This window comes from Anoxybacillus sp. FSL W8-0382, from assembly GCF_038003845.1.
Taxonomy (GTDB): Bacteria; Bacillota; Bacilli; order Bacillales; family Anoxybacillaceae; genus Anoxybacillus; species Anoxybacillus flavithermus_G.
In genome coordinates, this window is the sequence record NZ_JBBOPX010000001.1 from 1,926,473 (window position 1) to 1,946,107 (window position 19,635).

22 protein-coding genes are annotated in these 19,635 nt (G+C 44.8%); 6 read left to right on the forward strand and 16 right to left on the reverse strand.

Features of this window, described 5'->3' with window-relative positions; genetic code table 11:
• Positions 1–10 precede the first annotated feature (10 nt).
• Positions 11–124, reverse strand: a complete 114-nt coding sequence (locus tag NSS60_RS10115) for a GapA-binding peptide SR1P (protein WP_003395198.1) — start codon at positions 122–124, stop codon at positions 11–13.
• A 132-nt stretch (positions 125–256) separates the two neighbouring features.
• Entirely contained in the window at positions 257–556 is a 300-nt protein-coding gene (locus NSS60_RS10120) for a DUF3055 domain-containing protein (RefSeq protein ID WP_004891299.1), read from the reverse strand.
• A 127-nt stretch (positions 557–683) separates the two neighbouring features.
• Between NSS60_RS10120 and NSS60_RS10125 the strand changes: the two genes are divergently transcribed.
• A complete protein-coding gene (locus NSS60_RS10125) occupies positions 684–1,064 on the forward strand; it encodes a DUF1885 family protein (RefSeq protein ID WP_004891301.1) in 381 nt (126 codons plus the stop codon).
• Here NSS60_RS10125 and NSS60_RS10130 read toward each other — a convergent pair.
• From NSS60_RS10130 to pdhA, 5 genes are all read right to left on the reverse strand, one after another.
• Complete coding sequence (locus NSS60_RS10130) at positions 1,052–1,288, reverse strand: hypothetical protein (protein WP_004891303.1); 237 nt, start codon at positions 1,286–1,288, stop codon at positions 1,052–1,054. The genes NSS60_RS10125 and NSS60_RS10130 overlap by 13 nt on opposite strands.
• A gap of 78 nt (positions 1,289–1,366) precedes the next feature.
• The gene (lpdA, locus tag NSS60_RS10135) at positions 1,367–2,779 is read right to left on the reverse strand and encodes a dihydrolipoyl dehydrogenase (RefSeq protein ID WP_004891305.1); all 1,413 of its coding nucleotides are present in this window, start codon (positions 2,777–2,779) and stop codon (positions 1,367–1,369) included.
• Positions 2,780–2,783: 4 nt separating this feature from the next.
• The gene (locus tag NSS60_RS10140; protein WP_004891306.1) at positions 2,784–4,067 is read right to left on the reverse strand and encodes a dihydrolipoamide acetyltransferase family protein; all 1,284 of its coding nucleotides are present in this window, start codon (positions 4,065–4,067) and stop codon (positions 2,784–2,786) included.
• Positions 4,068–4,115: 48 nt separating this feature from the next.
• The gene (locus NSS60_RS10145; protein ID WP_004891307.1) at positions 4,116–5,093 is read right to left on the reverse strand and encodes an alpha-ketoacid dehydrogenase subunit beta; all 978 of its coding nucleotides are present in this window, start codon (positions 5,091–5,093) and stop codon (positions 4,116–4,118) included.
• 3 nt (positions 5,094–5,096) lie between these two features.
• Positions 5,097–6,203: a pyruvate dehydrogenase (acetyl-transferring) E1 component subunit alpha gene (pdhA, locus tag NSS60_RS10150; protein ID WP_340720821.1), complete on the reverse strand. Its 1,107-nt coding sequence runs from the start codon at positions 6,201–6,203 to the stop codon at positions 5,097–5,099.
• Between the two features lie 515 nt (positions 6,204–6,718).
• Between pdhA and NSS60_RS10155 the strand changes: the two genes are divergently transcribed.
• Positions 6,719–8,068 (forward strand): ISLre2 family transposase, encoded by a 1,350-nt coding sequence (locus NSS60_RS10155; protein WP_088223306.1) that lies wholly within the window; start codon positions 6,719–6,721, stop codon positions 8,066–8,068.
• A 214-nt stretch (positions 8,069–8,282) separates the two neighbouring features.
• A complete protein-coding gene (gene def, locus NSS60_RS10160; protein ID WP_004891311.1) occupies positions 8,283–8,837 on the forward strand; it encodes a peptide deformylase in 555 nt (184 codons plus the stop codon).
• Between the two features lie 173 nt (positions 8,838–9,010).
• Here the strand turns inward: def and NSS60_RS10165 are convergent, their stop codons facing one another.
• Positions 9,011–9,787, reverse strand: a complete 777-nt coding sequence (locus NSS60_RS10165; RefSeq protein WP_340720822.1) for a Cof-type HAD-IIB family hydrolase — start codon at positions 9,785–9,787, stop codon at positions 9,011–9,013.
• 447 nt (positions 9,788–10,234) lie between these two features.
• On the opposite strand from NSS60_RS10165, the gene NSS60_RS10170 reads away from it, so the two are divergent.
• Both NSS60_RS10170 and rnjA read left to right on the forward strand, forming a co-directional pair.
• The gene (locus NSS60_RS10170; RefSeq protein ID WP_340720823.1) at positions 10,235–10,450 is read left to right on the forward strand and encodes a DNA-dependent RNA polymerase subunit epsilon; all 216 of its coding nucleotides are present in this window, start codon (positions 10,235–10,237) and stop codon (positions 10,448–10,450) included.
• Positions 10,447–12,114: a ribonuclease J1 gene (gene rnjA / locus NSS60_RS10175; protein WP_340720824.1), complete on the forward strand. Its 1,668-nt coding sequence runs from the start codon at positions 10,447–10,449 to the stop codon at positions 12,112–12,114. The genes NSS60_RS10170 and rnjA overlap by 4 nt, the downstream gene beginning before the upstream one ends.
• A gap of 33 nt (positions 12,115–12,147) precedes the next feature.
• On the opposite strand, the gene NSS60_RS10180 is transcribed toward rnjA, so the two are convergent.
• The 8 genes from NSS60_RS10180 to NSS60_RS10215 form a co-directional block, all read right to left on the reverse strand.
• The gene (locus NSS60_RS10180) at positions 12,148–12,813 is read right to left on the reverse strand and encodes a potassium channel family protein (RefSeq protein ID WP_340720825.1); all 666 of its coding nucleotides are present in this window, start codon (positions 12,811–12,813) and stop codon (positions 12,148–12,150) included.
• Entirely contained in the window at positions 12,813–13,271 is a 459-nt protein-coding gene (locus NSS60_RS10185; protein WP_340720826.1) for a TlpA family protein disulfide reductase, read from the reverse strand. Before NSS60_RS10185 ends, NSS60_RS10180 begins: the two co-directional genes overlap by 1 nt.
• A 32-nt stretch (positions 13,272–13,303) precedes the next feature.
• Positions 13,304–14,431 (reverse strand): N-acetyldiaminopimelate deacetylase, encoded by a 1,128-nt coding sequence (locus NSS60_RS10190; protein WP_340720827.1) that lies wholly within the window; start codon positions 14,429–14,431, stop codon positions 13,304–13,306.
• Positions 14,432–14,473: 42 nt separating this feature from the next.
• On the reverse strand, positions 14,474–15,181 hold the full coding sequence (gene dapD / locus NSS60_RS10195) for a 2,3,4,5-tetrahydropyridine-2,6-dicarboxylate N-acetyltransferase (protein ID WP_004891321.1): 708 nt from the start codon (positions 15,179–15,181) through the stop codon (positions 14,474–14,476).
• 61 nt (positions 15,182–15,242) lie between these two features.
• Positions 15,243–15,701, reverse strand: a complete 459-nt coding sequence (gene cbpB / locus NSS60_RS10200) for a cyclic-di-AMP-binding protein CbpB (RefSeq protein WP_004891322.1) — start codon at positions 15,699–15,701, stop codon at positions 15,243–15,245.
• Positions 15,702–15,768: 67 nt separating this feature from the next.
• On the reverse strand, positions 15,769–16,008 hold the full coding sequence (locus tag NSS60_RS10205) for a YkuJ family protein (RefSeq protein WP_003396622.1): 240 nt from the start codon (positions 16,006–16,008) through the stop codon (positions 15,769–15,771).
• Positions 16,009–16,107: 99 nt separating this feature from the next.
• A complete protein-coding gene (locus NSS60_RS10210; protein WP_004891323.1) occupies positions 16,108–16,341 on the reverse strand; it encodes a hypothetical protein in 234 nt (77 codons plus the stop codon).
• A 42-nt stretch (positions 16,342–16,383) separates the two neighbouring features.
• Positions 16,384–17,592 (reverse strand): EAL domain-containing protein, encoded by a 1,209-nt coding sequence (locus NSS60_RS10215; RefSeq protein ID WP_340720828.1) that lies wholly within the window; start codon positions 17,590–17,592, stop codon positions 16,384–16,386.
• A gap of 138 nt (positions 17,593–17,730) precedes the next feature.
• Here NSS60_RS10215 and NSS60_RS10220 point away from each other — a divergent pair, with 138 nt between their 5' ends.
• Entirely contained in the window at positions 17,731–19,389 is a 1,659-nt protein-coding gene (locus tag NSS60_RS10220; protein WP_088223227.1) for an IS1634 family transposase, read from the forward strand.
• The last annotated feature ends 246 nt before the right edge of the window (positions 19,390–19,635 follow it).

A 19,635-nucleotide genomic window follows, 5' to 3' on the forward strand; every position in this document is an offset into this window, starting at 1 on the left:
CCAAAGCTTATTATTCCTCGTCTTCACAATCGCATGTGCAACATTGACCGTACAATACCGTTACTTTTTCATCTTCAAAATGATCGATTGTCGCATTGCATGTTTGGCATACAATTGTACCCATCCCCGATAACCCCTTTTCCTTTGGAATGTTTGAAAACGTTTTACTGATTACATAATAATATGTCACATTTATTTTGTAAATAGGAATTAGTATGACATATTTAAACAAAAAAAGAGACGTATTTCACGCCTCTTACTCATATTGTTCAACATAAGGTGTCGTTGGTAAAATGTCTGAGAAAAATTCAGCTAAATCTTCAGCTTGTTCTTTTGTGTCGATGCGAAATATTCGTTGTAAGTAGTCGTGGTCTTCGATGTCTTTCGGGTCGAGGAGAGCGGAGCGGCCTGTTTGCATACAGATGACAAGTGGTTTGCCAAAAAACATGCTCGTATAAACGATGCCAAAATCGTAGCGAACGTCTTTTGTCGTAAAACCGACGAACCTCACTTTTACTTTTTCATGCTCATCATACATTTTTTCAAATACGTGCATATCATTCCCTCCTTCTAATAGGTTAACATTCATTATACCGCATCGTTTATATTTTCGCAATTATTTGTTTTTTTATATATATTCATGATACAATGAAAGTGATTTCAACATGTTTGAGGTGAACAAAATGGCTCATACAGCTACCATTGAACTTGTCCCTGCATCAACGTGGGAGACGGTGACGTTAGAACAATGCAAACAACTGCTCGAACAATTTCGCGATATCGCGCGCAAAACGGGCGAACAGCTTGGCTGGGACTACGAACAGTACGCTTTTCCATACGATATCGTCATAAACGAAGACCGCATCATTCTCGTCGGAAAAGATGCACGTTATCATATGATTGAATGCCGCATTCATGAGCGTGCGGTGGAGTTTGCTTTATCGAAACAAGCGACGCATGGCGATAAAGGAAAAGCGAATGAACTATGTAAATTTTTCGCTAAACGAATGGCAGGAAAACTGCATTTATTTAACGGGCGAGTGATGTATTATTACAAACGATAAGCCCAAAAAAGCTCGCGGCAAAGAAAATAAATGGCAATCGTCGAGACGGTTGTCCAACATGCTTGTCTTTTCGTTAAACGAAACCGAAGCGCAAGCAAAAAAGCAACATACATAAACATGACAAACAACAACGCTTTAAAAATAAAATGATCGTGGGCCGATCTCCATTCGATGAGCGAAAACAAACTCCATAAAATCATTTGAAGTAAAAAGACGATATACATGTTTATACACCCCTTACAAACATCATATGATCGTCTCAAAAAAATCATGAAAAAAGAGGACGGCGAAGCCATCCTCTTTTATTTGTTAATAATATGAATTGGGCTACCGATCGCCACTTCCGCTGCTTCCATCGTAATTTCACCGAGCGTTGGATGCGCATGAATCGTCATCGCAATATCTTCAGCTGTCATGCCTGCTTCGATCGCTAAGCCAAGCTCTGCGATCATATCCGATGCGTTCGGTCCGACGATTTGTGCACCGATAATGACGCCATCGTCTTTCGTTAAGACGAGCTTTAAGAAGCCGTCTGTTTCGTTTAACGCAAGGGCACGGCCGTTTGCACCGAACGGGAATTTTGCGGTAATGACGTCAATGCCTTCTTCGATCGCTTGTTTTTCAAAGTAACCGACAGACGCGCATTCAGGATCGGAGAAGACAACAGCTGGAATCGCTAAGTAGTCAATTTCAGACGGATGACCAGCGATCGCTTCTGCCGCAATTTTTCCTTCGTATGATGCTTTATGCGCAAGCGGTGGTCCTGCCACGATGTCACCGATCGCGTAAATGTTCGGCACGCTCGTGCGGCATTGCTTGTCGATTTCAATTAAACCGCGTTCTGTCATTTTGATGCCAATTTGTTCAAGTCCCATTTCTTCTGTGTTCGGACGGCGACCAACAGTAACGAGCACGTATTCGGCATCGACCGTTTTCGTTTCGCCGTTTACTTCAAATGTTACCGTTACGCCGTCTTCACGCTCTTCGACACCTTTCGCAAGCGCGTTTGTAAAGACGTCAACACCTTTTTTCTTCAAGCGACGACGAACGACGGCGCTCATTTGTTTTTCGAAGCCAGATAAAATTTCATCTGCACCTTCTAAAATCGTAATTTTCGTTCCGAAGTTTGCGTATGCTGTCCCTAGCTCTGTACCGATGTAACCGCCGCCGATGACGACCATTGATTTTGGAATTTCAGGCAAGTTTAATGCGCCTGTCGAGTCAAGGACGCGCTTTGAAAATTTAAACGCTGGCAGCTCGATTGGGCGAGAACCTGTTGCGATAATGGCGTTTTTAAATTTGTACGTTTGCGCGCTATTTTCTGTCATGACGCGAACGGTATTTTCGTCAACAAAATACGCTTCGCCGCGCACGATTTCGACTTTATTTCCTTTTAATAAACTTTCTACGCCACCTGTTAATTTTTTCACGACGCTCGCTTTCCATTCTTGCACTTTTGAAAAGTCAACTTTTACGTTTTCTGCAAAAATACCCATATCTTGTGAATGTGTTGCAATTTCGTAACGATGACCGGCAGAGATGAGCGCTTTCGATGGAATACATCCAACGTTTAAGCACACACCGCCGAGGTTTCCTTTTTCAACGATCGTTACTTTTTGGCCGAGCTGCGCCGCACGAATCGCTGCGACGTAACCGCCAGGACCTGCACCGACGACGAGAGTTTCTGTTTCAATTGCGAAATCGCCTACTACCATCGCATTACGCCTCCATTAATAATAATTCAGGATCGTTTAATAAACGTTTAATATGATTTAACGCATTTTGTGCCGTTGCACCGTCGATCATGCGGTGGTCGAAGCTTAACGACAACGCTAATACTGGAGCGATAACAATTTCGCCATCGCGCACGATCGGTTTTTCTGAAATGCGACCGATACCTAAAATCGCTACTTCCGGATGGTTAATAACTGGTGTAAACCATTGGCCGCCTGCTGAACCGATGTTTGTAATTGTGCACGTTGCACCTTTCATTTCGTTTGGCATTAATTTGCCTTCGCGCGCTTTTGTTGCAAGCTCGTTAATTTCTTTTGCGATCGCAAAAATCGATTTGCGGTCGGCATGTTTCACAACCGGAACGAGCAAGCCTTTATCTGTGTCCGCTGCAATTCCGATGTTGTAGTAATGTTTATGAACGATTTCTTCCGTTGCATCGTCAATGGATGTGTTAAGCGCTGGATATTCGCGAAGCGCAGACGTTAACGCTTTAACGACATACGGTAAGAACGTTAACTTAATGCCTTTTTGCGCCGCGACGTCTTTAAATTTCTTACGATGCGCAACGAGTTTTGTCACATCGACTTCGTCCATTAATGTAACGTGTGGTGCGGTATGTTTCGAGTTCACCATCGCTTTGGCGATCGCGCGACGAATGCCGCTCATTTTCTCGCGTGTTTCTGGGAACTCGCCTTCAAGAACAACTGGCTGTGGTGCTGGTGCCGCTTTTTGTTCTTGCGCTGGCGCAACTGTTTCTGCTTGTGGTGCTTTCGTTTCTGGTTGTGGCGCTGCACCGCCTGCCAAGTACGCATCGATATCTTGTTTTAATACGCGGCCGTTTTTGCCTGTTCCTTGTACGAGGCGAATGTCGACACCTTTTTCACGCGCATATTTGCGCACTGATGGCATCGCGATGACGCGTTTTTTCGGCTCCGTGCTTTGTGCAGCTGGCTCTTGTTTTACTTCTTCTTTCTTTTCTTCTACTTTTGGCTCATCGCCATGATCGCCTTTGAATTTTAAGTTTTCGTATCCTGGCGCATCAAATTTAATTAACGTTTGGCCAACCGTTGCGACTGTGCCTTCGCTCACTAAAATTTCTAATACTTTTCCTTTGACTGGAGATGGAATTTCTACTACTGCTTTATCGTTTTGTACTTCGCAAAGCACGTCGTCTTCGTTTACTTCATCGCCCGGCTTTACAAACCATTTGACAATTTCACCTTCGTGAATTCCTTCACCGATATCCGGTAATTTAAATTCAAATGCCATGGATCTCAACCTCCTATTTCTTAAATGGGGAGGGGAATGCCCCCTCCATTAAAACGTCATTACTTTTTTCACTGTTTCGATGACATCTTTAAAGTTCGGTAACCATACCGGCTCTGCTTGCGAGAACGGATATACTGTATCTGGTGCCGCAACGCGCAACACTGGCGCTTCAAGGCTAAGGATCGCACGTTCATTAATTTCTGCAACAACGTTTGCGGCAATACCTGCTTGTTTTTGTGCTTCTTGTACAACAACCGCACGACCTGTTTTTTCAACTGATGCGATAATCGTTTCAATGTCTAACGGTTGAACTGTACGCAAGTCAATAACTTCAACAGAAATGCCTTCTTTTTCAAGTTCCGCTGCTGCTTTTAATGATTCGTGTACCATGGCACCGTATGTGATGACCGATACGTCTGTTCCTTCACGTTTAATGTCTGCTTTTCCGATCGGAATTGTATATTCGCCTTCTGGCACTTCTTGACGGAACGAACGGTACAATTTCATATGCTCTAAGAAAATGACCGGGTCGTTGTCGCGAATGGCTGAAATTAATAACCCTTTCGCATCGTACGGTGTCGATGGGATGACAACTTTTAATCCTGGCTGTTGTGCAACAAGCCCTTCTAAGCTGTCAGCGTGCAATTCTGGCGTATGTACGCCGCCACCGAATGGCGAACGAACGGTAATTGGCGCATGGAAGCGTCCGCCAGAACGATAGCGCATGCGCGCCATTTGACCAGAAATCGAGTCCATCACTTCATAGACGAATCCGAAAAATTGAATTTCAGGCACAGGGCGGAATCCTTGCAACGCTAAACCGATCGCTAAACCACCGATTCCTGATTCTGCAAGCGGTGTGTCGAATACGCGATCTTCGCCAAACTCCGCTTGCAATCCTTCTGTCGCGCGGAATACCCCGCCGTTTACACCGACGTCTTCACCGAACACAAGAACGTTCGGGTCTTTGCGCATTTCTACGCGCAACGCATCCGTGATTGCTTGAATCATTGTCATTTGCGCCATGGCTTATTTCGACTCCTTTTCTTTGTAGATTTCGTATTGTTCTTTTAAGAACGCTGGCATTTCTTCGTACATGATCGACATTAAGTCTGTTACTTTTTGTTTTGGTGTTTCGTCCGCTTTCTTAATCGCTTCTCTAATATCTTCTTTCGCTTGTTCGATGACGCGATTTTCTTCTTCTTCGCTCCATAATCCTTTGTTTTCTAAAAACTTGCGGAAGCGAACGAGCGGATCTTTTTTCTCCCATTCGTTTTCAAGCTCTTTCGAACGATAGCGTGTTGGGTCGTCTCCTGCCATTGTATGCGGACCGTAACGGAAGCAAAGCGTTTCAATCAATGTTGGTCCTCCGCCGTTAATTGCACGCTCGCGAGCGTCACGAACTGCGACATATACTGCAAGCGGGTCCATTCCGTCAACTTGAATGCCCGGAATACCTGCTGCAACTGCTTTTTGGGCGATTGTTTTTGCCGCAGATTGTTTTTCGACTGGTGTCGAAATCGCAAAACGGTTGTTTTGAACGATAAAGATCGCTGGTGCGTTAAATGCCCCTGCGAAGTTCATTCCTTCGTAGAAGTCCCCTTGTGATGCACCGCCGTCACCTGTATATGTAACCGCAACCGCTTTTTTGCCGCGTTTTTTCATGCCGAGCGCAACGCCGGCTGCTTGAATAATTTGCGCACCGATAATAATCTGCGGCGGCAACACGTTTACATCTTCAGGAATTTGGTTGCCATGGAAATGTCCGCGTGAAAATAAAAATGCTTGGTAAAGCGGTAAACCGTGCCAAATCATTTGCGGAACGTCACGATAGCCCGGTAAAATGAAGTCTTCTTTTTCTAGCGCGAAATGGCTCGCTAATTGGCTCGCTTCTTGTCCTGCGGTTGGCGCATAGAAGCCAAGACGTCCTTGACGGTTTAACGAAATGCAACGTTGGTCAAGTACGCGCGTGTATACCATGCGGCGCATTAATTCTTTCAATTGCTCATCTGTTAAATCTGGCATTGCCGCTTCGTTTACGACTTCGCCTTCTTCATTTAAAATTTGAAATGTCGGGAACTGCTCAGCGACTTTTTCAAGTTGCTTTTTCACATCAAATAGGGGCTTTTTACCCATGTTGTTCACCTCATCCTTTCTTTTTCAACACGTAAAATGATGCACCTCTTAATTTGCCCAAAAACGATTTGTTTTTACTACGCTTGTGTATGAAAAGCTGTATTAATAAAAAAAGCAATTACGATTAATACAACTGTTTTTTTACATCTTTCAGTTTACACCTTTCGAAGACGCACGTCAATCAGTTTGCTTGACACGTTCTATGTAAAAATGAAATTTAGAAAATTTTAACTGTGTTATGAATCTGTTATACTTTTTTTAAAATCTGTATTATTTCTGTTTTACAACGTGTTTATGTATGTTTCGGTATGAGTAAAATGTTTGTGGGAGAAAAAAAGACAGGTTCCTGTTTCGGTATGAGTAAAATGTTTGTGGGAGAAAAAAAGACAGGTTCCTGATTTGGTATAATAAGGAACCTGTCAGATATGTAAGCAAAATAGATGAAAAACGGGCTCTCCTCCTGGTAAGGTAGTAAGTGTGAAAAAAAAATACAACCAAAGAAAGGAGTGGAGCCCATGCAGGATTATATCACAAACGGCTTGACATTAAAAGAGATCGAACAGTCTTTATTTAGACATATGCAAAAACAATATGGTCATCTCCTTCAACAGGTGTTGGAGGAGATCGACCGCACATTGGCAGAACAGCGGGACAAGAAACGATATGCGCTCAAAGATAAGCGGACGATCCGACTCCAAACGCTATTTGGAGAGGTGGAAGTGAAGCGAAACTACTACTTTGACCGTGAAAAAAAGGTGTATACGTCTTTACTCGATGTCTTTCTCCAGTTCGATGGGGCGCATGGAGTGAGTCCGCTATTAGAGGAGACAGCGATTCATCTCGCCGTGACGGGTTCTTCGTATCGACAGGCTGCGCAGTCGCTTGAAAAGCTGGTGGGGTATGCATGTATGAGTCACGAAACGATTCGCCAGTCCATCATCGAGGCAGAGGTGGAAGGGCACCGTGCGATGGAGAAAAAAGGGCGCGTGTTTTTTATCGAAGCAGACGGGTTGTACGTGAAACGTCAACGAAGCCGCATCAAAGGAAAAGAAGAAAAGATCATCACGATTCACCAAGGATGGGAGAAAAACGGGAAACGCGTATCCTTAGTGAATCGACGGTATATGGTTCATCAAACGAATGAACCGATTTGGGAAGCTGTAGAGAATTTTCTGATGAAGGAATACAGCTATGATCCGTTTGAGGATTGGGTGGTCATCAATGGAGATGGAGCCCCATGGATTACAGCGTGTCGAGAATATTTCGGGGACAGGGGGTACTTTCAGCTTGATCGGTTCCATGTGGCAAGAGAGATTCGTCAATTGTTCCGAGGTCATGCGAGATATCGGGTGATTCGAAAGAAGTTAGCATCATGGGATGAAGAAGGTGTGTTACGAGAACTCACAAGTGCCATCGGTACGTTAGAACATGAGGAGAAGGAAAAGCAACTCGAGGCGCTTGTTCGTCGAATCGAGGAGATGCCAGGATGTTTGCGTGACTATCGCGTATGGTTGAAGGAAAAAGGGATTGACACGACAAACATGAGGGCGATGGGGAGTGCGGAAGGAACGATGCATGTGTTTGCGAAACGAAGTAAAAACGGTCGAAGTTGGAGGGATGCAGGGATTGAAGCGATGTTGCGAGCGATCGTCGCGATAAAAGATACGTTACTCATTCGGACACGCGATGGAGTGATGTATGGCGTGGAAGAACGAGAAGAAACGAAACGAGAAACGATCGTGAAAAAGGCACTGAAGCGCGTGCAAACGCAAATGACAGAAGTGGTACGAGATAACATCCCATACCTTCGCCAATCTTCAGGGACACCGATTTACGAGGCATTGCAAGCATTGAAAGGTTTTTAAAACGAGAGAAAACGCACATACCTACAGGATGAGAGTAAGTAAAAGCGCTTACATATAACGATTTTATAAAACCATATATAACCAAAAAAATCGGTCGAGAAAAAAATCTCCCACAAAGTCTTGACTCAAACATGTTTCGTCAGCCAATTGCACTTTTGTGCATAATCGCCCATAATAAAACGTAGTCTACTTTGTGGATAAGGAGTGAAACGACGTGATTACGATGAAAGATATTATTAAAGATGGACATCCGACGTTACGAAAAGTAGCGGAAGAAGTTCCCCTTCCCCCTTCTGAAGAAGATCGCCGCATTTTAGCGAGTTTATTGGAATATGTAAAAATGAGCCAAGATCCTGAACTAGCGAAGGCATACGGGCTTCGTCCAGGCATTGGCTTAGCTGCCCCACAAATTAACGTTTCAAAACGGATGATTGCTGTGCATGTGACGGATGAAAAAGGAACGTTGCATAGCTATGCGTTATTTAATCCGAAAATTGTGAGCCATTCGGTTGAGATGTGCTATTTAACGAGCGGAGAAGGTTGTTTGTCTGTGGACGAAGCAATTCCGGGTTACGTGCCGCGCTATATGCGCATTACCGTCACCGGAACGACGCTTGAAGGCGAAACGGTGAAGCTGCGCTTAAAAGGGCTTCCAGCGATCGTGTTTCAACATGAAATCGACCATTTAAACGGCGTGATGTTTTATGACCATATTAATAAACAAAACCCTTACGACGTGCCAGCTGGCGCTATCCCGATTGAAAGGTAATAAGAAAAGCGGAAAGCGACCGCCTATCGGCGAAGAGAGCACGAGCCCCACCGAGGAGGCTGTCGCCGCCGCAGTGTGGGACGGAGCGACTCGAGCCGATGGCGCTTGGAGCTAGACATCAATTCGAAATTTTATACTTTCTTTTCAAAAAGGGCTACCATGACGGAGCCCTTTTATTTTAACAAACCAAGGTGGCGTAAGCCGAATAAAATGCCGTCTTCATCGACCGGTTTTGTAATGAAATCAGCTACTTTTTTCGCTTCTTCATGCCCATTTCCCATCGCGACACCTGTACCGACAAAGCGAAGCATTTCTGTATCGTTTAACCCGTCGCCGAACGCATAAACGTTTTCGCGCGGAATGCCGAGTTCGTTCATCATTTTTTTAATTCCTTCTGCTTTCGATCCGCCATACGGCAATACGTCCGTTGACACCGCATGCCAGCGCACGAAGTGAAACGTCGGAAACGATTGAATATACGGCTGTTCTTCTTCTGGTTTACAAAATAAAAGCGCTTGATAAATGTCGTTTCGTTCGTCATACGTTTCATCGTGCGGTGGATGAGTAAATTTTAAACTTCCCATGCCTTCGTGAATGTACGGATGATCGGCTACACTTGCACGCATCGTGTCGGCGTCCATAAAAATAAGCGGATGGTCATTGTCGCGTGCCATTTGTTTTAATGCACGAAGTTGCTTGCGATCAAGCGGTTGATTGTAAATCACTTCCCCTTCAAAAACGACATATTGTCCGTTAAAGCTGACAAATGATTGAATATCGAGTTCTTTTCGCAACGATTCAAACATAAACGGCGCTCGTCCGGTGGCGATCGCTACATATACCCCTTGTTTTTTTAATTCATGTATCGCTTCATATGTCGATTCCGGCAACTGTTTATCATGATCTAACAACGTTCCGTCAATATCAAAAAAGACGATCTTTCTCTCCATATTTCTCGCGCTCCTCGTGTAAAAGTTCACAAACTTACCCTAACGGAATTGCGCCATATTGTCAATAAATTGGTTGTTTCAATGTATATATTTTCCTACGCAAAATTTGTCGATCATCTTCTTATAATAAATATATAGAGAAGACATTTACTTTCCATCAAAATCGGATACAATAAAAGTGAGGAGTGATGCGTCATGTTGAAAAAGTTGAAACGCAAGCTGCTCAAACAATGGAAAGAACTTTTGCGCAGAAAATCCATTGCTTAGTTGTACGAGCCCTTCGATCGAAGGGCTTCTTTTCAATTTTGTTTCCCATTCCCCACTTTGTTATATATAATAAGAAAAGCGGAAAGCGTCCGGAGCTACATATCGCTTTACTTTCTAAAAGAGAACGATGCATTGTAGTATAGTAAAAAAAGCAACATTACACATAAGGAGAGATGAACGTTGATTTTTAAAGTGTTTTACCAAGATACGATCGATGAAGTGCCGGTAAGAGAAAAAACGAAGACGCTCTATATTGAAGCGGAAAGCGAGCGAGATGTACGCCGAAAATTACAAGACCGTCATATCAATATTGAATACATTCAACCGCTTGAGGGGGCGTATTTAGCGTACGAGCAACAAAACCCTAATTTTCACGTATTGGAGATTGAACAATGAACATTTTAAAAAATAAACAAGTTGGTGTTTTCGCTCTCGGCGGTCTAGGCGAAATCGGGAAAAATACATATGGCGTGCAGTATGAAGACGAAATTATCGTGATTGATGCCGGCATTAAGTTTCCCGAAGATGAATTGCTCGGAATTGATTACGTCATTCCTGATTATAGCTATTTAGTGAAAAATGCTGAAAACATTAAAGGGCTATTTATTACACACGGACATGAAGACCATATTGGCGGCATTCCGTATTTGCTTCGCCAAGTGAACGTACCGATTTATGGCGGCAAATTGGCGCTCGGACTTATTCGCAATAAGCTAGAAGAACACGGATTGTTGCGTCAAACGAAACTGATTGAAATTAAAGAAGATGATGTCATTTCGTTCGGAAAAACAGCGGTGACATTTTTCCGCACAACGCACAGCATTCCGGATAGCTACGGGATCGTCGTGAAAACGCCAGTCGGTCAAATTGTGCATACAGGCGATTTCAAATTCGACTTTACTCCTGTTGGCGAGCCAGCGAACTTAACGAAAATGGCCGAGATCGGAAAAGAAGGCGTCCTTTGTTTATTGTCGGATAGTACAAATAGCGAAATTCCGCATTTTACGATGTCTGAGCGGCGCGTCGGGGAAGGCATTCATGACATTTTCCGAAAAGTGCAAGGACGCATTATTTTCGCAACGTTCGCTTCGAACATTCACCGCTTACAACAAGTGACGGAAGCAGCGGTATTAAACAATCGAAAAATTGCTGTCTTCGGTCGCAGCATGGAAGCGGCCGTTGAAATTGGACAGCAGCTCGGCTACATTAAATGTCCGAAAGATACGTTCGTTGATGCAGCGCAAATTAACCGCCTTCCTGCTCATCGCGTCACGATTCTTTGCACCGGAAGCCAAGGAGAGCCGATGGCAGCGTTATCGCGCATCGCCAACGGGTCACATCGCCAAATTCAAATTATGCCGGGGGATACGGTCGTCTTTTCATCTTCCCCAATTCCAGGCAATACAGTAAGCGTCAACCGCATTATTAACATGCTGGCGCGCGCAGGTGCGGAAGTCATTCACGGACCGCTTAGCGACATTCATACATCCGGTCACGGCGGCCAAGAAGAACAAAAGCTGATGATTCGCCTCATGAAACCGAAATATTTTATGCCGATTCACGGAGAATATCGCATGCAAAAAATGCATGTGAAGCTTGCGGTTGATTGTGGTGTTCCAGAAGAAAACTGTTTCATTATGGACAACGGCGATGTGCTCGGCATTAGTGAAGAAGGCGCAAGCATTGTCGGCAAAATTCCATCCGGCTCGGTGTATATTGACGGAAGCGGTATTGGAGATATCGGCAACATCGTTCTGCGCGATCGCCGCATTTTATCGGAAGAAGGATTAGTTATTGTCGTTGTGAGCATTAATATGAAAGAAATGAAAATTGCTGCAGGACCAGATATTATTTCACGCGGATTCGTCTATATGCGTGAATCAGGCAATTTAATTAGCGATGCACAACAGCTGATTGCGAAACATTTACAACAGCTACTCGAACAAGGAACAAATCAATGGTCCGACATTAAAACGGAAATTACTGATACGCTCGCACCGTTTTTATACGAAAAAACGAAGCGAAAACCGATGATTTTACCGATTATTATGGAAGTATAAACAAGAAGGTGCCCATTTGGACACCTTCTTTTCTTATTCCCCAACAACTTCGTTTTCAAAGCGGTCAATATCGTGATCCGCACCGATGACAATTAAAATGTCGCCTTCGCAAATGATTTCTGACGCAAGCGGCGAGACGATAATGTCGTTATTTCGTTTAATCGCCACGATATTAATGCCGTATTTCGCGCGAATGTCTAACTCGAGAAGCGAATGACCGTGGAGCTGTTTGTTTGCGACAATTTCGACGATGCTATGGTGATCAGATAGCTCTAAATAATCGAGCACGTTGTTTGAAATCATATTGTTTGCAATTCTTTCGCCCATATCTCGTTCCGGGTGAACGATATGGTCCGCTCCAATTTTTTTCAACACTTTTTCATGATAATCGCTCGTAGCTTTGACTGTAATTTTTTCGACACCGAGCTCTTTTAAAATTAATGTCGTCAAAATGCTTGCTTGAATATTGTCACCGATGGCGACGATGACATGGTCAAAATTGCGAATGCCTAAACTTTTTAAGACGTTTTCGTCCGTTGAATCGGCAACGACCGCTTGTGACGCGATCGATGCATATTCGTTCACTTTATCTTCGTTTATATCAATCGCAAGCACTTCCATTCCTTGTTCGCTTAACGTCCGGCATACGCTGCCACCAAAGCGCCCAAGACCGATGACTGCAAATTCTTTTTTCTTCATCAATAATCCCCCCTTGTTCGATATTGTTCAAGCACACGCAAAATCCGTTTTTCTAACATGTGCACGCCACCGCTTCCTGCTTGATAGTGGCGAAATATGCCATCTGCATCAAACACGTAATATGTCGGCACGCAGCGATTGTCAAACGCTTCTTTCAAGCGATGATCGTTATCAATAAAAAGCGGATGCGTAATGCCGTATTGTTCAGCAAGCTGTTTGACGACTTCAACATTTTTATCGCTTTCGCGCCGCGGCATATGAATGGAAATGACGTTTAATTCTCCTTGATAGCGGTCACGAAAAGCGTTCACTTGTTTCATTCCTTCTTTACAAAGGTGACAACTTGCTGCCCAAAAGTGAACGAGCGTCGGTTTTCCGATGAGCTGTTCACGTGTGACGTTTCCATTCCATACGATCGTTGCTCCGTCTAATGACGGCATCGGCTCTCGTAGTTTCATCGTTCTTCTTCCTTTGCTTTGTCATGTCGTTTTTATTTTAGGACGTTGTCATTCCCTTTCCAAGCGACGTAGCGCGTCAGTAGCTGAATCGCAACATGAATCGCCTCTTCGTTCGGGTTTAATTTCGCATGGTGCAAACCGAACGGGGATTGGACGCCAAGCCAAAACATAAACCCAGGGATGCGTGCAAGCATGTAGCCGAAATCTTCGCCCGTCATCGCTTCTTGACAGCGAATGAGGCGGACGTTCGTTTCTTTTTCAACAAATTGCATAAATTCATTCGTTAGCTTCTCATCGTTGTATACTTGATAATACATTGCACCGTAATCGATATGCGCCTCGCAGTCGTAAGCCACTTCTATGCCCCGCACGATCGCTTCGATGCGCCCTTTCACTTTTTCCATCACTTCTGGCGAAAGGGTGCGAATCGTCCCTTCTAGCCGCGCCCGCTCCGCGATTACGTTTTGTACGGTGCCGCTTGTCAGTTTGCCAATCGTAATGACGGCGCTATCAAGCGGGTTGACGTTGCGCGAGACGACCGTTTGCAGTTGCATAATGAGGGCGCTGGCCGCAACGACCATATCTTTCGTCTCATGCGGAAATGCGGCATGCCCACCTTTGCCGATTAAATCAATAAACAGCTCGGACGTGTTCGCAAATAACAATCCTTCTTTTGTCGCAATCGTTCCTACCGGATATTCCGGAGCGATATGCAAAGCGAGGATCATATCGGGCATCCATTGTTTCATTTCATCGCTCTCAAGCATCGGAAGCGCTCCGCCCGGTCCTTCTTCGGCAGGTTGAAAAATAAACAACATGTCATCGCGAATCGGATGATGGACGACGTAAGTAAGCACGCCGAGCGCAATCGCCATATGCATATCGTGCCCACAGGCGTGCATGCGTCCTTCATGCGTCGAGCGAAACGGGACGTCCGTCTGTTCATCAATCGGCAGCCCGTCCATATCGGCGCGATAACCGATCGTTTTCGTTGGCGCCGTGCCGAGCACACGAACGAAAATGCCCGTTTTCCATGTTTTGATTTGTATTCGTTCTTGCGGAAGCGTTGCGATATAGTTCAATATGTATTGTTGTGTTTTAAATTCTTGAAAGCCAAGTTCAGGAATTTGATGCAAATCGCGCCGAATGTTTACAAACATTTCGATCCCCCTTTTGAAAAAAGCGTGGAATCAATCCACGCTTTATAGTTGACGAAGTTCTTGTTTAATTTCTACTTTCGCTTTCGTTTTTTCATCGATTTGTTTAATGACACGCGCAGGTACACCTGCAACGACCGTATATGGCGGCACATCTTCTGTCACAATCGCCCCAGCCGCAACGACCGCACCTTTTCCGACCGTTACACCTTCTAAAATAACCGCATTTGCTCCGATCAAGACATCGTCTTCTACGATAACCGGTTTTGCGGATGGTGGTTCGATGACGCCGGCAAGCACAGCGCCTGCCCCAACGTGACAGTTTTTCCCTACTGTCGCCCGTCCGCCGAGCACCGCATTCATATCAATCATCGTACCTTCACCGACAACGGCACCGATGTTAATGACCGCCCCCATCATAATAACCGCATTGTCGCCAATTTGCACTTGATCGCGAATGATTGCTCCCGGCTCGATGCGCGCTTTAATATGTTTTAAATCAAGAAGCGGAATGGCTGAATTGCGGCGGTCGTTTTCAACGACGTAGTCTTCAATCTTATGTTTGTTTGCTTCAAGTGCCGCTTCAATGTCTGCCCATTCTCCAAATACGACGCCTGTCTGACCTGTAATAAATGTTTTCGCGCTCGGACCGAAATCGATGTCGGCAATGTCTCCTTTTATGTATACTTTCACAGGTGTTTTCTTTTTGCTGTTTTGAATAAACGAAATAATTTCATTCGCATCCATCATCATGGTCAGCTCCTCCTTGTCGTTTTATTTTTTACTTTAACAAATGAAACAAACGGTGACAAGCTTATTGTCGCTTTTCGTACATCGAGCGATTGAACCGCTTTAATATTTCTCGGCGCGTCACGATCCCTACAAAGTAGCCGTCATCGTTTTCGACGCAAACGAACGGATGGTCAATAAGCAGCTTCAACGCTTTTAAAAATGAATCGTTCACATGTAAACGCGGCATATTTTTTTGCATCACTTGTTCGACTTTCATCGTCTCTAACCGCTCAAATTCAATGCGTTCAATGCCTAAAATCGCATCCATAATCATCGTCATACTAATGAGCCCTTGTAGTTTGTACGTCATATCTAACACAGGAATGGCTGAATATCCTGTGCGCGTCAATACTAATAATGCGTGTTCTAAATGGTTCCCTACTTGCACGTGCGCCACTTTATCGGACGGAATCATCAGTTCAATAAGCGGTGGTCGTTGCATCGTCATTCCGCCTTTCACAATATAATCCCCATTTGTCATTGTACCATGTTCGTTTCGATATGGAAAAGCGAGAAGTGTAAAAAAAAGCCTTCACCGATGTGAAGACTTAATTCAACAAATCAAAAATTTCGATGGCGATCATATCAATGTTGTCAAACTGATACGATTTCGGCTTCTCGCCTTTTTCGTACACTTCTAATACGAACGTGTTCGTTTTTTCGTAATATGTGACGCTACATTTTTTTTCACCGTTCACTTCGAAGTTACGTTGTGGCGCTTCATTCGTTCCTGTTTTTTGTTCTTGCAAGCTAATTAAACGTTGGATAATGCCTAATAATTGCGACATGACGTTCATTCCTTTCCGATACGTATTTCAACGACTATTCACTACTGTACCAAGATTCGCATAAAAAGTAAACAAAAACGAAAGCCCACCATAGCGGGCTTACGTTTGAAGCGCGACGTATGCAATATAACCGAGCAAAAGAGCGACAAACACGATGTAAGCAATAAATACCGGATTGCGTACATACGGATGAGCTGCCACTTTCTCGCCAACGCTCGTATCGTATTCGCCTTGCGTTTTTTGGCGCTTGCCAACTTGATACGTATACACAAATCCCCCGACTAATACCCCGCTTGCGATCAGTAAAAGCATCCAAGACAACATATCCATCATCACTCACCTCACGTTTACTTTTCCACCGCAAGCGACGTTTTATTACAAATGGGCGTTATGTTCAAATAAATACTCGTACGTTAAGTCGATAAATAAATAATGGTGTTCATCAATCGGATACGAATATGTGCGAATCATTTCACCTGTTTCAATATCGCTGTACAAATCTGATAAAATGCCGCGCTTGCGTGAGCGCATGCGAATAATGTTTTCTAAAAAGTACGGACGCCAGCTCCAGTTTTTCATTTCGTATTGGGGCTGTAACTCCCACGTTTCGCCTTGCTTAAATATGTTTGCGGACTGTTGAAATCCGTCTTCATCGCATATGTAAATGCGAAAACTGCAATCGCTTAACTGTTTGGCTAAGGCAGAAATGAGTTCGTTAAACGATGACGCTTTTTTATATTTAGAAACGAGCTCGGAAATGCGCGCTTGAAACTGTTCGGAAATGTCATACAACGTTTGCAGTTTCTTTTTTTCGTGCTGAATGAACGTATGAAACTGATTGCGCAACGTTTCTTTTAATAAGTCTTTCGGAAGAAATGATGGCGAAGGTTCGTGCAAATAATAGCCTTGATAATATCTTCCCCCATTTCGCCACGCGTATTGCAGTTGAAAGGCGTTTTCAATGTCTTCATACAAAAACGTTGCGCCAATTTTGCGCGCTAAAAGCGAGATCGAATACAGCACATCATCGTACGATACGGTTGACGTGCGCAACGAATGTAAATCAATTTTTAATAAATCGGGTGCCAACAGACGAATGCGATCTAAATTGCTGCTTTCTTTTCCGATGTTATCAACCGCAATTTGAATGCCGTATGTACGCAAATACGTCAATACGTGCCCGAGCTGTTGAATGTCGCCTTTGAAATGATGTTCGGTTATTTCAAGGACGACTTGGTTTAATCGCAATCCTTTTTCTTTATATGGAAGAAGTAATTGTAAAAATGATTCGCCTCGATCAAGCATTAACACGTTTGCGTCACGATTGATAAAAATAAGCGATGCTGGCTGTTCGTTGACAAACTGTTCGAGCGCCTTCGTCGTTATGGCAACATCGACTTCCATACGAAACTCTTCTGGAATTGTTTCGTCGTGAAAAAATGGACCGAGGCTGATGACTTCACCATCTTGTTGAAAGCGACCGAGCACTTCATATCCAACGATGCACTGCTCATCAGCACTAAAAATCGGCTGATAATGCGGGACGACTTGATCGATATGTGTTAAAATGTCTAGCGCATCCAAAACGACGCCTCCTCCCCCGTTTTTTCCACTCATTATATCTCACATTTCGCACCCTCTCGACAAAAATCGGGAGGATTTTTTTATCTTCCTGTCGAATAAAACCTTGTAATACAAGGAAAGCAAAGGAGTTTGCTCATCATGGACGTTCAAATTCGGGCCATTTATGAAAGTTCTTATTTGAATATAATAAGCGCCCTGTTCAAAGATCTTGACCTTCCTCAGTTGATTGATCGTCTCGTTCCCGTGGATCCGCAATGCCAAACTCGAGCCAGCGATATCGTCAAACTAATCGTTCTGGATATCTTGAGCGGCCGGCAAGCGCTCGTTCATTTGGAACAATGGGCGCATGACATCGATTTGCCGAAGCTGATTCGGCCAGGGCTGGAGCCGTCTTGGTTCAACGACGATGCCATCGCGCGTCATTTGGATCGCCTGTATGAGGCGAATATCCATCAAGTCCTTTCGTCTTGCCTCGTGCAGATCTACAAGAAAGAAGGCCTCTCTCTTCGCGTCTTCCACGCCGATACGACGGACAAGACCGTTTATGGCGCGTATGAATCGGCCTCGCCGGATGCCTTGCAGATTACGCATGGCTACAACCGGCATCATCGTTGGCAAAAGCAGATCGGATTTGGGCTGATTGGCAACGAGGATGGCATCCCGTTTTATGGCGATGTACACGACGGCAACCTGCCGGATAAGACGTGGAATCCCGAGGTGTTGTCCCGTGTGCAGAAACAGCTGAAGCAGGCGAAGATCGAAGATGAATGGATTTATGTTGCCGATTCTGCCGCCATGACGAAAGACACACTGGCGCAAACGAAGGCCGCCAACGCCTTTTTGATCACAAGAGGCCCTTCTTCGCTCCGGATCGTCAAAACCGCGCTGGCTAAAGCTGATGCCCAAGACACGCCGTGGAGCGATCCGTTCTCCTTAGCGGAGAAAAACGGAGCCACCTACCGGGTGTGGGAAACGACATCGACGTACGAAGGTCATTCGGTCCGGTTGATCGTCGTTGAATCCAGCGCGCTCGACCAACGAAAAGGAAAGACGCTCGAAAAAGAGCGAAACCAAGAAGCAGAGCTTCTTCGGCAGAAACAAACCCAGTGGGAAAGCCGTCTGTTTTCGTGCCGGGAAGACGCCGAACAAGCCCTAGCGTCTCTAAAGGCGTCCCTTCGTCTCCGGTTCCATCGCGTCGAGGCGTCGGTCGAAGCGATCGTGCGTCCGAAAAAACGGCGCGGACGTCCGAAAAAAGGGGCGGAACCGGACATGGAAACGCTGTACGCCCTTCGCTTGAACGTGGAATTCGACCAAGATGCGTGGGAACAGGCGAGACGGAAAGCGTCCCGGTTTGTCCTTGTCACGACAGTTCCGGAGGAATGGAAAGGTCAACCGATGGATGCGAAAGAGATCTTGAAGTTGTATAAAGGCCAAATCTCGGTGGAAATGAACTTCTCTTTCTTGAAAGACCCGTTCTTTACGGATGAGATTTACGTAAAAAAACCGGAACGGGTCGCGGTATTGGGCTATTTGTTTCTGTTGGCCTTGGCGATTTACCGCGTCTTCCAGCGCCGGGTGCGTCAGTTCATCACCCCGGAACACCCATTAAAGGGCGCGGGAGGCCGGAAACTGACCCGACCGACCGGACAAGCGATTTTTCAATTGTTTTGGTATGTCAGAGTCGTCCTGTTGGAACTGCCGGATGGACGAATTCAACGCGCGTTAGGTCAACCGCTCACGTACGAGCAGCGAAGGATTCTGCAAGGATTAGGGATGGACGAGAGCATTTACGTCTAATGGGATAAAGAACGACCAACGATGGTAAAAAAAGGATACCATCGCTTTTGGTGTTGGTTTAAAAGTTATTCTAAAAAACTGAATAAAAAATCCTTTTGTTCCGCCCTACCAAGGTGCGAAATATGAGTTATATCATAAATATCATAAGAAACGCGCGCGTTCATCGTACATCATCCGAGAAAAAAAGCGACGTCGGCAAACGTCGCATTAAAACGGATGTTGATTGAGCCATTGACCGCCGTCAAC

Coding starts and splice junctions, on each gene's coding strand:
- NSS60_RS10220 (WP_088223227.1), top strand. CDS start 17,731: ATGGACGTTCAAATTCGGGCCATTTATGAAAGTTCTTATTTGAATATA.
- rnjA (WP_340720824.1), top strand. CDS start 10,447: ATGAACATTTTAAAAAATAAACAAGTTGGTGTTTTCGCTCTCGGCGGT.
- NSS60_RS10205 (WP_003396622.1), bottom strand. CDS start 16,008: ATGTCGCAATTATTAGGCATTATCCAACGTTTAATTAGCTTGCAAGAA.
- NSS60_RS10165 (WP_340720822.1), bottom strand. CDS start 9,787: ATGGAGAGAAAGATCGTCTTTTTTGATATTGACGGAACGTTGTTAGAT.
- NSS60_RS10130 (WP_004891303.1), bottom strand. CDS start 1,288: ATGTATATCGTCTTTTTACTTCAAATGATTTTATGGAGTTTGTTTTCG.
- pdhA (WP_340720821.1), bottom strand. CDS start 6,203: ATGGGTAAAAAGCCCCTATTTGATGTGAAAAAGCAACTTGAAAAAGTC.
- NSS60_RS10210 (WP_004891323.1), bottom strand. CDS start 16,341: ATGATGGATATGTTGTCTTGGATGCTTTTACTGATCGCAAGCGGGGTA.
- dapD (WP_004891321.1), bottom strand. CDS start 15,181: ATGATGATGGATGCGAATGAAATTATTTCGTTTATTCAAAACAGCAAA.
- NSS60_RS10120 (WP_004891299.1), bottom strand. CDS start 556: ATGCACGTATTTGAAAAAATGTATGATGAGCATGAAAAAGTAAAAGTG.
- NSS60_RS10140 (WP_004891306.1), bottom strand. CDS start 4,067: ATGGCATTTGAATTTAAATTACCGGATATCGGTGAAGGAATTCACGAA.
- cbpB (WP_004891322.1), bottom strand. CDS start 15,701: ATGACAAATGGGGATTATATTGTGAAAGGCGGAATGACGATGCAACGA.
- NSS60_RS10125 (WP_004891301.1), top strand. CDS start 684: ATGGCTCATACAGCTACCATTGAACTTGTCCCTGCATCAACGTGGGAG.
- NSS60_RS10190 (WP_340720827.1), bottom strand. CDS start 14,431: ATGTTTGTAAACATTCGGCGCGATTTGCATCAAATTCCTGAACTTGGC.
- NSS60_RS10145 (WP_004891307.1), bottom strand. CDS start 5,093: ATGGCGCAAATGACAATGATTCAAGCAATCACGGATGCGTTGCGCGTA.
- NSS60_RS10180 (WP_340720825.1), bottom strand. CDS start 12,813: ATGAAGAAAAAAGAATTTGCAGTCATCGGTCTTGGGCGCTTTGGTGGC.
- NSS60_RS10185 (WP_340720826.1), bottom strand. CDS start 13,271: ATGAAACTACGAGAGCCGATGCCGTCATTAGACGGAGCAACGATCGTA.
- lpdA (WP_004891305.1), bottom strand. CDS start 2,779: ATGGTAGTAGGCGATTTCGCAATTGAAACAGAAACTCTCGTCGTCGGT.
- NSS60_RS10155 (WP_088223306.1), top strand. CDS start 6,719: ATGCAGGATTATATCACAAACGGCTTGACATTAAAAGAGATCGAACAG.
- NSS60_RS10115 (WP_003395198.1), bottom strand. CDS start 124: ATGGGTACAATTGTATGCCAAACATGCAATGCGACAATCGATCATTTT.